Below are 12,223 nucleotides of genomic sequence, written 5' to 3'. Positions count from 1 at the left end.
TCACCACCAAATTTCTTAGTCAATACAGTGGTGATCGCCGCTGTCAGTGTTGTCTTACCGTGGTCAACGTGACCAATCGTACCAACGTTCACGTGTGGCTTGGTACGTTCAAATTTGCCTTTTGCCATGATGTTTTCCTTTATTGATACTGAAAATGCCAATAAATAATTGTGATTTCACAAATTACGCGACGCGGATGACACCACCCTGAAACGCCACTACTTAACAAGCTCTATGCTACCAAACCCTACGTCACTAATTTTATGCCACTACTTTAGCTAAACTAGCGCGAGCAAAACTGGTGCCCATGGCGGGAATCGGACCCGCGACCTCTCCCTTACCAAGGGAGTGCTCTACCACTGAGCCACATGGGCGCTTGATGCCTTAGCTGCTGTTGGAGCGGGCGACGAGGTTCGAACTCGCGACATCTTGCTTGGAAGGCAAGTGCTCTACCAGCTGAGCTACACCCGCACTATTCAGAACACCCAAGGAAGGCTCTCACCATCCCGCTTTCAAAACGCCTACAGACAGTAAATTTGGTGGAGGGGGCTGGATTCGAACCAGCGTACTCTGAGAGAACGGATTTACAGTCCGTCGCCTTTAACCACTCGGCCACCCCTCCAAAATCGACCGCGATTATCGCGGCAAATTCAATCAGCGTCAATGCTAACTGTATTTAATCTTATGGTGCCGGGTATCGGAATCGAACTGATGACCTTCGCATTACAAGTGCGCTGCTCTACCAACTGAGCTAACCCGGCATTTCGGAAAGGCGCAACTATAGCACTTTTTTATGAGTTGTATCTAGTGCTTTGAGAAAATTTTTTATTCTCGCGCTAAAGCGCCGCAAAAGCGAAAGTGCCGCCTGGAGATGTCATTTTTGTGACTGGCCATTTTAAAAAGTGACGGCTTACTTGACAACTTTAAGGTGGGATTTTTTCGGCGCCGCCGGCTCAGGCGTGTCTGTCACGGCTGATTCCGCTCTTTTTTGCGGTTCTGGCGCCTGGCCGTCAACCACTTCAAAAAACATGCCCTGGCTGTTCTCGCGCGCAAACACACCGGCAATGCGCCCTATAGGTACATATATATGCTGCGCCACGCCACTGAAGCGTGCTGAGAACACTACGGCATCATTATCGATATGCAGGTCTTTGACGGCGGTGTAATTGATATTGAGCACGATCTCGCCATTTTTGACGAACGCCATAGGCACACGCGTCTGCGCATCGACCTTGACCAGCAGATGTGGCGTCAGGGCATTATCTACACACCATTCATGGATAGCGCGTATCAGATAGGCAGTGGTAGGGATCAATGTGCTCATGCGGGCTTTCCTTAAAAAAACAGCGCGGGAAACTCACCGCGCTGTATATGTATGCACTCAAACTTACTTGCGCATGGCCTTTTCAGAAGGCGTCATCGCTTCGGCATACATAGGACGCGAGAACAGACGCTCGGCATATTTCAGCAATGGCGCTGCCTGGCTAGGCAAGTCAATACCATAGTGGCCCAGGCGCCATAGCAATGGCGTGATCGCTACGTCCAGCATGGAGTATTCATCACCCATCAGATAATTCTGCTTGCTGAAGATAGGCACTAACTGCGTCAGATTATCACGAATGACTTTACGTGCACGCTCCACTCTTTCGTCTTCGCCGGACTCGATATCCTTGATGTGGTTGAACAGGTCTTTTTCAAAGTTATACAAGTACAGGCGTGCACGGGCGCGCATGACCGGGTCTGCCGGCATCAGTTGTGGATGCGGGAAGCGCTCGTCTATATATTCATTGATAATATTGGCTTCCGACAATACCAGGTCGCGCTCAACCAACACCGGCACTTCGCCGTAAGGATTCAGAATGGCGAGGTCTTCAGTTTTGTTAGTGAGGTCAACATCAATGACTTCAAAGTCCATGCCTTTTTCAAACAGCACGATACGGCAACGGTGGCTGTAAGGATCGACAGTGCCCGAATACAATCTCATCATAATCATTTTTCCCTATAAAAAAAGACACCAAGGCCAAGGCCCTGGTGTCGGACTTGGTTGCTGGTTACCGAATGTCTTTCCAGTATTCGGCTTTGATTTTCTTCACCAAGACTAACAGCACAGACAAGAACAGCAGCACGCACACGCCAATCCAGATTCGGGATTGTTTCGCAGGCTCTGCCATAAATGCCATAAAGTTGGTTAAATCACCGGCAAACTGGTCATATTCTTCAGGACTCAATTTACCGGCTTTTTCCAGTTTCAGCGTATGTGTTTCATGATCCAGCACCTGCACACCTTGCAACTCATACAACACGTGCGGCATGGCGACTTTATCGAACACCAGGTTATTCCAGCCGGTAGGACGAGTGTCATCCTTGTAGAAGCTGCGCAGGTAGGCATAAACCCAGTCTGCGCCGCGTGCGCGCACTTCCACGCTCAAGTCAGGCGGTGCTGCACCAAACCAGGTCTTGGCATCTTTGGGATTCATGCTGACACGCATGGTCTCGCCGACTTTCTCGCCGGCAAACAGCAAGTTGTCCTTGATCTGTTTGTCGGTGAGGCCTATATCCTGCAAACGGTTGTAGCGCATGTAATTAGCGCTGTGGCAGTTGAGGCAGTAGTTCACAAAAATCTTTGCCCCGCGCTGCAAGGAGGCTTTATCACTCATGCTGATAGGCGCAGTGACATCTATATGCACTTCATTGGCCAACGCAAGGCCTGAAACCAGCAGCGCTACACTGGCAAATGCCTGAATAAACAATTTCTTCATCATTTGTATGTCACCCTTTCCGGCACTGGTTTGGTTTGGTCTTTTTTGGTGTACCAGGGCATTAATGCAAAATAGGCAAAATAAACCACAGTACAAATCCGGGCGAATACGGTTGCGCGATCTGCGCGACCCAGCCACGGCCCGAATTGACCCCAGACATCGCCTGGAACCGTTCCCAGATAACCCAGGATAACAAAGCTGATGACAAATGCAGCCAGCCAGCGTTTATACAGCTTGCCACGATAGCGGATCGATTTCACCGGGCTTCTGTCCAACCATGGCAGGAAAGCAAATGCCACCACTGACAAGCCCATCGCCACCACACCAGGGAACTGCGAGATACCGATAGGCGGCACTGCACGCAAGATGGAGTAGTAAGGCGTGAAATACCAGACCGGAGCAATGTGAGCCGGCGTTTTCAGTGGATCAGCAGGAATAAAGTTGTTGGCTTCGAGGAAGTAACCACCCATTTCCGGCATAAAGAACACCACGGCAAAAAACACCATCAGGAAAGCAACCACACCGACCAGGTCTTTCACCGAGTAGTAAGGGTGGAAAGGAATCCCATCCAGCGGGATACCGGTTTCTTTATCTTTATACTTTTTGATCTCCACACCATCAGGGTTGTTGGAGCCAACCTCATGCAAAGCCACGATGTGTACTGCTACCAGGCCCAACAGCACCAGTGGCAAGGCGATCACGTGGAAAGCAAAAAAGCGGTTCAGGGTCGCATCAGACACCAGGTAGTCACCACGCAACCACTCGGACAGATCAGGGCCGATAAACGGCACGGTAGAGAACAGGTTGACGATCACCTGCGCACCCCAGTACGACATCTGGCCCCAAGGCAGCAGGTAACCAAAGAAAGCCTCACCCATCAGCACCAGGAAGATCCCGACACCAAACAGCCAGATCAGCTCGCGCGGCGTGCGGTATGAACCGTAAATGATGCCACGGAACATATGCAGGTAGACCACGACAAAGAACATGGAAGCACCTGTGGAGTGCATGTAACGGATGATGTTGCCGCCAAATACGTCCCGCATGATGTATTCCACCGAGGCAAATGCCAACTCAGCATCCGGCTTGTAGTTCATGGTCAGGAAGATACCGGTGACGATTTGCAGCACCAGTACTAACAAAGCCAATGAACCGAAGAAATACCAGAAGTTGAAGTTTTTCGGTGCGTAATACTCGGTAAGGTGTCCCTTGATGGTACTGGTCAGCGGGAAACGGGCGTCTACCCAGTCCAGCACACCAGCGGCAATAGTTTTATTATTAGTTGCCATGATATTTAAGCCTCCGCCTTTTTGTCATCACCAATCAGGATGGTGGTTTCTGTCAGATATTGGTGTGGCGGCACGATCAGGTTAGTCGGTGCTGGTGAGCCTTTGAATACCCGGCCAGTCAGGTCGAATTTTGAACCGTGGCATGGACAGACAAAACCACCAGGCCATTCAGAGGTTTGCGCAAAGCTTTCATTCGGCGAACAACCCAGGTGCGTGCAGGTACCCAACATCACCGCATACTCGGGTTTGATCGCGCGTGCCTTGTTTTTGCAATATTCAGGTTGCTGAGGCACTTCCATATTCGGGTCAGACAGATCGGCATCGTGCTGGTCCAGTTTCGCCATCATTTCTGGCGAACGGCGCACTATCCACACTGGCTGACCACGCCATTCGGCTGTCAACTTCTCACCTGGTTTCAGCTTGCTGATATCCACTTCTACCGGTGCACCAGCGGCTTTGGCTCGCTCACTGGGTAACATGCTGCCTACGAATGGCACCGCTACAGCAGCCACCCCGACAGCACCGGTGGCAGCAGTTGCTTTCACCAAAAAATCACGCTTTTGCAAATCCACCTCAGATGGCGCGCAAAACGACAAACTAGGGTTGTCGATTTTGTTTTCTGACATTGGCTTCCTTAATCTACCCTTTTAAGGTAACAGTTAGATCAAAACTTGAGTCGCGATTATACATTTTCCGCATGCACAATCCAAATATAATTCAATAACTTATTGATATTTATCAATTAAATCGGGTTCTCCACTTCTATGTAAATGTGCTCGAGCTGGTGATTTTCTGCCAGCCACTGCCCCAGGGCCTGTATGCCATAACGTTCAGTCGCATGATGCCCGGCAGCAATATAGGCGGTAGTGGTTTCCTGCACCGTATGCCAGGTCTGCTCAGAGACTTCGCCACTGAGAAACACATCCACCCCGGCCGTCACCGCCTGCTGGATATAAGACTGTGCCGCGCCTGTGCACCAGGCGACTGTACGCACCTGCTGTTGCGGGTCGCCCAGCAACTGCACCTGGCGGCCTAATTGCCGGCTGATATGTTCGCCCAGTTGCGCCAGCGAAACCGCTTGCGGCAAGGCCGTCATAGGCAGCATATTCTTGTCATCCAGGTAGCGCACCAGTGGCCAGCCCAGCACCTTAGCCAGTTGCACGTTATTGCCGACTTCAGTGTGTGCGTCTAAAGGCAGGTGATAGGCCAGCAGGCTGATATCATGAGTGAGTAATTGCTTCAGGCGCTTGCGTTTGATGCCGGTGATCTCCGCCGGCTCGCCGCGCCAGAAATAACCGTGATGCACCAGGATAGCATCGGCGTCTGCTTCAATGGCAGCGTCTATCAAAGCCTGGCTGGCAGTGACACCAGTGACTATGCGACGCACTTGTGGCCGGCCCTCCACCTGCAATCCGTTAGGGCAATAGTCCTGAAATCTGACAACTTGCAAAAAATTAGCCAATTCGCTAACAAGACGATTCAATTCCATCTCTGACTCTCATATACTGATCAATTATTAAAACAATGATTTAACTGCAACCATGCGACAACTCTGGACTATATTCTCACAAGCTGTCACCGTCTGCCTCGGTATTCTGTTTGTGATGAAATTATTTTATCCCAACCTGCTGGTGCAATCTAACGGTCAGCCGGTGACCGCCAAGCAATCTACCGCCAGCGAGCAGGCCGCAGCCGTCGCCCAAAGCGGCTATCGCAGCGCTGTGAGCAAGGCAACGCCTTCAGTGGTCAATATCTTCACTACGGCGCATATCAGCCAGGACCCGCACCGGGCGCTAAAAAACGACCCTTTGTTCAGGCATTTTTTTGGCGAAGAGATGGAAGAAGAAGATGAGCAGCCGGAGAATAGCCTGGGTAGTGGCGTCATCGTCAGTGCCGATGGCCTGATCCTGACCAATAACCACGTCATCAGCTCGGCAGACCAGATAGAAGTAGCATTGAGCGATGGCAGCAAATCATCGGCCACGGTGGTCGGCACCGACCCCGAAACCGATGTGGCAGTGCTTAAGATAGACCGCAAAGATCTACCCGCCATCACTTTCAGCAACAGCGAGCAAATGAAGGTGGGGGACGTGGTGCTGGCAATAGGCAACCCGTTCGGTGTCGGCCAGACAGTCACGCAAGGCATCATCAGTGCACTGGGGCGCAACCATCTGGGCATCAATACTTTCGAGAACTTTATCCAGACCGATGCTTCTATCAACCCTGGCAATTCAGGCGGTGCGCTGATAGATACCAACGGCAACCTGATAGGCATCAACAGTGCCATTTATTCGCGCAATGGCGGCAGCATGGGTATAGGCTTTGCCATCCCGGTCAGCATCGCCCAGCAAGTCATGGAACAGATCACTTCCAGCGGCTCGGTTACGCGCGGCTGGATAGGCATAGAAGCGCAGGACATCACGCCAGAACTGGCAGAATCATTCAATTTGAAGAGCATCAACGGCTCGTTGATCGCAGGCGTGTTGCTGGATAGCCCGGCAGACCGTGCCGGCTTACGTCCTGGCGATATCCTGACCGCCATCAATAAAAAACCAGTGGTGGACAGTCAATCCATGCTCAACATCATCGCCTTGCTAAAACCGCGCGAGAAAGCCACCTTGTCTATTTTGCGCACTGGCAAAAAAGTGGATATAGAACTGGTAGTAGGTAAGCGCCCACTACCGAATAAGATCCCTAAATAATTGCTAATCTAATTAGCAGAAGTTGCGCTGGCATCACGTTCAGGTAGCCAGCGCACCACCAGCAGCCCGGCTTCGTATAATATCCATAACGGGATAGCCAGCATAAACTGCGACACGATATCCGGCGGCGTAAAAATCGCCCCCAGCACAAACGCACCGACGATCACATAAGCACGCGCTTCTTTCAGTTGCGCCAGCGTCACCCAGCCCATGAGTGCCATCAGCACTACCGCCACCGGCACCTCAAACGCAAAACCGAACGCCAAGAACATGCCGATCACAAAATCTAGGTATTCAGCGATATCGGTCATCACCGCGACGCCTTGTGGTGCACTGCCCACCAGAAAACCGAATACCACCGGGAACACCGCAAAATAAGCGAAGGCCATGCCGATAAAAAACAGGATCAGCGATGCCACCAGCAAGGGTAACAGCATGCGTTTTTCGTGCGTATACAAGCCCGGCGCCACGAATGCCCAGCACTGATATAGGATCCACGGCAAAGCCAGCAGGAAGGCAGCCAGCATGGTGACTTTCATAGGCACAAAAAATGGCGTAGTCACCGCGGTGGCTATCATTTGTGCGCCTTGCGGCAACTTGGCCAGCAGCGGTGCCGCGAGCAGACTATAGAGTTTGTCGGCAAACGGGAACAAGCCGACGAATATGAGCAGCAGGCCCGCTACCGCACGTAGCAGGCGGTTGCGCAGCTCAACCAGGTGGGTGATAAAATTTTCAGTCGGCGTCATAGACTAAGCGCATTCATCACGCACTTAAGAATTCGGTTCATCAACAAACATATCCGGCGTGTCGCTGGCTGGCTTGGGTTTAGGCTTGCGCTGCCGCTTGCCGGCCGGGCTGGCAGGCTGTGCCGCAACCGCAGTCTGCGCTATGGCTGCTGCCGTAGCGTCTGGCTGGGCTGCCAGTTTCGCGCGGCGTTCAGGTGCAGACGCAGGGTTTTCTGCAGTGAGTTCCTGCGTACTCGCCTGCACTTTGGCCTGGCGTGGCTTACGTGGTTTTTTAGCAACTGCCTCAGGTGGCTGTTCCGTCACTTGCGCTTCAGCGACTGGCGCTTCAACCACTGGCGCGTCAGTCACCTGTGTGTCAGTCGGCAGTATGCTGCGCTCAATATCGACATAACTCTGTTGCAGGCTGGAATGCACTTCGTCCTGCAACTTCTGCAACTCGGCGAAGCGTGATTCACGGTTGACTTCATCCTTGACCTGGGCGACAAAGCGCTGCAAACGGCCAAAAAAAGCGCCCGCAGTGCGGGCGACTTTTGGCAATTTTTCCGGGCCGATTACTACCAATGCGACTATGGCGATCACCAGCAGCTCAGAAAATGAGATATCAAACACAGTTCAGGCAGTGATTATTTTTTATCAGACAACTCGTCCGGCTTGGACTCGCCCTTGCCTTCATTGACGGCTTTTTTGAACTCATTGACCGCCCCGCCGACATCACTGCCGATATTACGCAGTTTTTTGGTGCCGAACACCAGTACCACAATCAGCAATACTATCAACCAATGCCATACACTGAAGCTTCCCATCACGATCTCCTTAAACTTGGGTAGTGGTTGCGCTTATGCCGCAGCCCCACCACCGTAGACATGCAAATGAATATGAAACACTTCTTGCCCGCCCTCGCGGCCTACATTCATCAACGTTTTATAGCCGACCAGCCCTTGCTGCGCAGCCAGTTTGGGCGCCAGCAACAGCATGCCACCGAGCAGATCCTGGTCTTCAGCCGTACAGTCTTTTAATGTTTCAATATGCTTTTTCGGTACGATCAGAAAGTGTACTTTTGCCATGGGACGGATGTCGTGAAAAGCGATGACATCGTCGTCCTCATAAATGCTTTTAGACGGAATGCTACCAGCCGCGATCTTACAAAAAATGCAATCTGCGCTCATTCTGTTCTGCTCGCTTTCTCTGCAATGCCGGACAACCCTTCGCGACGCGCCAGCTCATTAAGCACGTCCTGTGCGCTTAAACCGGCATGACTTAACAAAACCAGGGTATGGAACCACAGATCAGCGGTTTCATAAATGATCTCTTCGGCATTGCCGCCCTTGGCTGCAATCACTGTTTCTGTGGCTTCTTCGCCTATTTTCTTCAGAATACTGTCCAGGCCTTTGGCATACAGCTTGGCCACGTATGATGAAGCAGGATCAGCAGATTTGCGCTGTTCCATCAGCTCAGACAGTCGATTCAGGACATCACTCATGATAAATAGCTTTCGGGTCTTTGATCACAGGTTCAACAGTGACCCAGTCATCATTTTGCAATTGCTGGAAAAAGCAATTGTGGCGCCCGGTATGACAGGCGATGCCGCCCTGCTGTTCCACCGTGAGCAACACCACGTCGTTATCACAATCCAGGCGGATATCATGCACGATCTGTGTGTGCCCCGACTCTTCGCCCTTGTGCCATAGTTTGTTGCGTGAACGTGAGTAATACACGGCATGGCCGGTCTCGCGCGTCAGCTGCAATGCTTCGCGGTTCATCCAGGCAAACATCAGTATCTTGCCTGAGGAGTTTTCCTGGGCGATCACCGGCACCAGGCCGTCATTGTTCCAGGCTACCTGATCCAGCCAAGTCATCGTATTTCCAAGCCGTGTTGACGCATATAGTCTTTTGCCTGCTGTACTGTAAATTCACCATAATGGAAAATACTGGCGGCCAGCACTGCATCCGCCCCGCCCAGGGTAACGCCATCGACCAGGTGCTGCAGATTACCGACACCGCCGGAAGCGATCAGTGGTACTTCGACCGCTTCACTGATGGCCTTGTTCAACGGATTATTAAAGCCTATCTTGGTACCGTCGCGATCCATGCTGGTGACCAGCAATTCACCGGCGCCCAGGCTGACCATCTTGCGCGCCCATTCGACTGCATCCAGGCCGGTCGCGTTACGGCCACCGTGGGTGAACACTTCCCACTCAAATGGCTGGTTATCGACTTTTTTGGCATCGATGGCGACCACTATGCATTGCGAACCAAAACGGCTGGCGGCATCTGCCACCACCTGCGGATTCAGCACTGCCGTGGTATTGATGCTGACCTTGTCAGCACCGGCATTCAGCAATCGCCGCACATCTTCAACTTTACGCACGCCACCACCTACGGTCAGCGGGATAAATATCTGCTCTGCCACGCGCTCTATGATATGCAGTATCAGGTCTCTATCATCTGAACTGGCGGTGATATCGAGGAAGGTCAGCTCATCGGCACCCTGATCGTTATAGCGCTGTGCGATCTCTACCGGGTCACCGGCATCGCGCAGTTCAAGAAAGTTGACGCCTTTGACCACGCGACCATTGGTCACATCCAGGCAGGGGATGATGCGTTTAGCACATCCCATTATGCGCTGAGCTCATCTGCCAATGTCTGGGCTGCCGAGAAATCCAGTGTACCTTCATAAATGGCACGGCCGGTGATGGTACCAATGATACCTTCAGCCTGCACCGCACATAATTTGCGCACATCATCCAGGTTGGTGACACCACCACTGGCAATCACCGGGATGGTCAAGGCTTGTGCCAGAGCCACAGTCGCTTCGATATTGACGCCGGTCAGCATGCCGTCACGGCCGATATCGGTATAGACTATGCTTTCCACACCATAGTCTTCAAATTTTTTCGCCAGGTCTATCACGTCGTGACCAGTCAGCTTAGACCAGCCATCAACCGCGACCTTGCCATCTTTGGCATCCAGACCCACCATGATCTGGCCCGGGAACGCATAGCAGGCCTCGTGCAGAAAGCCGGGGTTTTTAACCGCGGCCGTGCCTATGATGATGTAACTGATGCCGTCATCGAGATAACGTTCTATCGTATCCAGATCACGGATACCGCCACCTAGCTGGATAGGGATATCGCCACCTACAGCCGCGACGATAGACTTGATGGCATTTTCATTGACCGGCTTGCCGGCAAACGCACCATTCAGATCGACCAGGTGCAGGCGTTTGCCACCCTGATCCACCCAGTGTCTGGCCATGGCCGCCGGGTCTTCAGAAAATACGGTGGACTCTTCCATCAGCCCCTGCTTCAAGCGTACGCAGTGACCATCTTTTAAATCTATTGCCGGGATAATTAACATGCTGTTTAGTATTGAAATATAACGAGTGTTGACAAAGGTTAGGAAAACACAATCATGGTTTCCAGTTTACAAAATTACGCAAAAGTTGCAAGCCTGATTCTGCACTCTTTTCCGGGTGAAATTGCACGGCAAACACGTTGTCCTGAGCAATCGCACAGGTATAGTCAAACGGATAAGCCGTGGTCGCTGCGGTCAGAGCTGATTCGGCCGGTGCCACATAGTAGCTATGCACATAATAAAAGCGAGCCAGGTCAGGGATATCCTGCCATAAAGCGTGCGCCCCGGTTTGCTCGACCTGGCTCCAGCCCATATGCGGCACTTTCAGTTTGCCACCGTGAGCATCCAGCATTTTTTCGGCGGGAAAGCGTTTAACTTCGCCAGGATAAATAGCCAGGCCAGGGACATCACCTTCTTCAGAATGCTCGAACAGCATTTGCAAGCCGATACAAATACCGAGGAAAGGCTTGTCACGGGTAGCATCTATCACTGCCTGGCGCAAACCGCGTGTATCCAGTTCACGGATGCAGTCCGGCATCGCCCCCTGGCCAGGAAACACGACGCGCTCAGCAGCGGCGATCTGTTGCGCATCACTGGTGATCTCTATGTGCAGATCCGGCGCCACCGCTTTCAAGGCGTTGGCGACAGATCTTAAATTACCCATGCCGTAATCAATGACGGCGACTTGCAAACGATTCATGTATGGCGATTCATGTATGGCTTATGGGCTTTATAGCGAACCCTTGGTCGATGGCATCATCCCCGCCATGCGCGGGTCTGGTGTAATGGCAACACGCAAGGCACGACCAAACGCCTTGAAGATCGTTTCTGCCTGGTGATGGGCGTTGTGGCCTTTCAGGTTATCGATATGCAAGGTCACCAGCGAGTGGTTGATGAAGCCCTGAAAGAACTCATGAAACAAGTCTACATCAAACTCACCTATCATGGCACGTGTGAACTGGCAATCAAACTCCAGGCCAGGGCGGCCGGAAAGATCCAGCACCACACGGCTCAAAGCCTCATCCAGCGGCACATAGCTGTGGCCGTAACGTGTCAGCCCTTTTTTGTCGCCCAGCGCCTTGGCAAACGCCTGACCCAGGGTGATCCCTATATCTTCCACAGTATGATGTGCATCAATGTGCAGATCACCTTTGGCATGCACCTTCAGATCTATCATGCCGTGGCGGGCGATCTGATCCAGCATGTGGTCCAGAAAGCCGAGTCCGCTGTGCAGATCAGACACACCGGTGCCATCCAGATTGATAGCAACTGTAATTTGGGTTTCGAGTGTATTGCGCGTGACTTCAGCTTGGCGTGACATAGTGGTAAGAACGGGTGTTCACAGAGATTTAGCAAATAATACAGGCATTTTA

Annotated in this window: 17 protein-coding genes, 4 tRNA genes and 1 pseudogene; 1 reads left to right on the top strand and 21 read right to left on the bottom strand. The window is 52.1% G+C overall.

Annotation, left to right across the window (positions count from 1 at the left end; all coding sequences use genetic code 11):
* The 11 genes from ACT6RZ_RS10195 to ACT6RZ_RS10145 all read right to left on the bottom strand — a co-directional run.
* Nucleotides 1–128 (bottom strand): GTP-binding protein (locus tag ACT6RZ_RS10195; protein WP_254874736.1); only part of this gene is annotated, 128 nt, incomplete at its 3' end.
* A 171-nt stretch (nt 129–299) separates the two neighbouring features.
* Nucleotides 300–374: transfer RNA gene (locus tag ACT6RZ_RS10190), tRNA-Thr, on the bottom strand.
* A gap of 21 nt (nt 375–395) precedes the next feature.
* Nucleotides 396–471, bottom strand: a tRNA-Gly gene (locus ACT6RZ_RS10185).
* Nucleotides 472–537: 66 nt separating this feature from the next.
* A tRNA-Tyr gene (locus ACT6RZ_RS10180) sits at nt 538–622 on the bottom strand.
* 63 nt (nt 623–685) lie between these two features.
* Nucleotides 686–761 (bottom strand) — tRNA-Thr (locus tag ACT6RZ_RS10175).
* A 149-nt stretch (nt 762–910) separates the two neighbouring features.
* The gene (locus ACT6RZ_RS10170) at nt 911–1,324 is read right to left on the bottom strand and encodes a ClpXP protease specificity-enhancing factor (protein WP_444701998.1); all 414 of its coding nucleotides are present in this window, start codon (nt 1,322–1,324) and stop codon (nt 911–913) included.
* 63 nt (nt 1,325–1,387) lie between these two features.
* Nucleotides 1,388–1,987: a glutathione S-transferase N-terminal domain-containing protein gene (locus tag ACT6RZ_RS10165; protein WP_379057025.1), complete on the bottom strand. Its 600-nt coding sequence runs from the start codon at nt 1,985–1,987 to the stop codon at nt 1,388–1,390.
* A 64-nt stretch (nt 1,988–2,051) separates the two neighbouring features.
* Nucleotides 2,052–2,762: a cytochrome c1 gene (locus ACT6RZ_RS10160; protein WP_444701997.1), complete on the bottom strand. Its 711-nt coding sequence runs from the start codon at nt 2,760–2,762 to the stop codon at nt 2,052–2,054.
* A complete protein-coding gene (locus ACT6RZ_RS10155) occupies nt 2,759–4,048 on the bottom strand; it encodes a cytochrome b (RefSeq protein ID WP_444701996.1) in 1,290 nt (429 codons plus the stop codon). The genes ACT6RZ_RS10160 and ACT6RZ_RS10155 overlap by 4 nt, the downstream gene beginning before the upstream one ends.
* A gap of 5 nt (nt 4,049–4,053) precedes the next feature.
* Nucleotides 4,054–4,674, bottom strand: a complete 621-nt coding sequence (gene petA / locus ACT6RZ_RS10150) for a ubiquinol-cytochrome c reductase iron-sulfur subunit (protein ID WP_444701995.1) — start codon at nt 4,672–4,674, stop codon at nt 4,054–4,056.
* A gap of 116 nt (nt 4,675–4,790) precedes the next feature.
* Nucleotides 4,791–5,537, bottom strand: a complete 747-nt coding sequence (locus ACT6RZ_RS10145) for a Nif3-like dinuclear metal center hexameric protein (RefSeq protein ID WP_444701994.1) — start codon at nt 5,535–5,537, stop codon at nt 4,791–4,793.
* A gap of 52 nt (nt 5,538–5,589) precedes the next feature.
* Here ACT6RZ_RS10145 and ACT6RZ_RS10140 point away from each other — a divergent pair, with 52 nt between their 5' ends.
* Nucleotides 5,590–6,750: a S1C family serine protease gene (locus tag ACT6RZ_RS10140; RefSeq protein WP_444701993.1), complete on the top strand. Its 1,161-nt coding sequence runs from the start codon at nt 5,590–5,592 to the stop codon at nt 6,748–6,750.
* 8 nt (nt 6,751–6,758) lie between these two features.
* Here ACT6RZ_RS10140 and tatC read toward each other — a convergent pair whose 3' ends face one another.
* The 10 genes and pseudogenes from tatC to hisB form a co-directional block, all read right to left on the bottom strand.
* Nucleotides 6,759–7,496 (bottom strand): twin-arginine translocase subunit TatC, encoded by a 738-nt coding sequence (gene tatC / locus ACT6RZ_RS10135; RefSeq protein WP_444701992.1) that lies wholly within the window; start codon nt 7,494–7,496, stop codon nt 6,759–6,761.
* A gap of 413 nt (nt 7,497–7,909) precedes the next feature.
* A pseudogene (gene tatB, locus ACT6RZ_RS10130) lies at nt 7,910–8,105 on the bottom strand (Sec-independent protein translocase protein TatB); the annotation flags it as partial.
* Nucleotides 8,106–8,119: 14 nt separating this feature from the next.
* A complete protein-coding gene (tatA, locus tag ACT6RZ_RS10125; RefSeq protein ID WP_379057032.1) occupies nt 8,120–8,299 on the bottom strand; it encodes a Sec-independent protein translocase subunit TatA in 180 nt (59 codons plus the stop codon).
* A gap of 33 nt (nt 8,300–8,332) precedes the next feature.
* Complete coding sequence (locus ACT6RZ_RS10120; RefSeq protein WP_444701991.1) at nt 8,333–8,662, bottom strand: histidine triad nucleotide-binding protein; 330 nt, start codon at nt 8,660–8,662, stop codon at nt 8,333–8,335.
* Nucleotides 8,659–8,976, bottom strand: a complete 318-nt coding sequence (locus ACT6RZ_RS10115; RefSeq protein WP_379057034.1) for a phosphoribosyl-ATP diphosphatase — start codon at nt 8,974–8,976, stop codon at nt 8,659–8,661. Before ACT6RZ_RS10115 ends, ACT6RZ_RS10120 begins: the two co-directional genes overlap by 4 nt.
* The gene (gene hisI, locus ACT6RZ_RS10110) at nt 8,969–9,352 is read right to left on the bottom strand and encodes a phosphoribosyl-AMP cyclohydrolase (protein WP_444701990.1); all 384 of its coding nucleotides are present in this window, start codon (nt 9,350–9,352) and stop codon (nt 8,969–8,971) included. The genes ACT6RZ_RS10115 and hisI overlap by 8 nt, the downstream gene beginning before the upstream one ends.
* Nucleotides 9,349–10,113 carry an imidazole glycerol phosphate synthase subunit HisF gene (hisF, locus tag ACT6RZ_RS10105; RefSeq protein ID WP_444701989.1) on the bottom strand — a complete coding sequence of 255 codons (765 nt, stop codon included), beginning with the start codon at nt 10,111–10,113 and terminating at the stop codon, nt 9,349–9,351. The genes hisI and hisF overlap by 4 nt, the downstream gene beginning before the upstream one ends.
* The gene (hisA, locus tag ACT6RZ_RS10100; RefSeq protein WP_444701988.1) at nt 10,113–10,853 is read right to left on the bottom strand and encodes a 1-(5-phosphoribosyl)-5-[(5-phosphoribosylamino)methylideneamino]imidazole-4-carboxamide isomerase; all 741 of its coding nucleotides are present in this window, start codon (nt 10,851–10,853) and stop codon (nt 10,113–10,115) included. Before hisA ends, hisF begins: the two co-directional genes overlap by 1 nt.
* 52 nt (nt 10,854–10,905) lie before the next feature.
* A complete protein-coding gene (gene hisH, locus ACT6RZ_RS10095) occupies nt 10,906–11,550 on the bottom strand; it encodes an imidazole glycerol phosphate synthase subunit HisH (protein ID WP_444701987.1) in 645 nt (214 codons plus the stop codon).
* Between the two features lie 30 nt (nt 11,551–11,580).
* The gene (hisB, locus tag ACT6RZ_RS10090) at nt 11,581–12,171 is read right to left on the bottom strand and encodes an imidazoleglycerol-phosphate dehydratase HisB (protein ID WP_444701986.1); all 591 of its coding nucleotides are present in this window, start codon (nt 12,169–12,171) and stop codon (nt 11,581–11,583) included.
* Nucleotides 12,172–12,223: the final 52 nt, after the last annotated feature.

The sequence above is a fragment of the Methylophilus sp. genome, assembly GCF_052437885.1.
Lineage (GTDB): Bacteria > Pseudomonadota > Gammaproteobacteria > Burkholderiales > Methylophilaceae > Methylophilus.
Note: the sequence above shows the minus strand (reverse complement) of the source record. Positions and strands in the feature narration are given on the sequence as shown.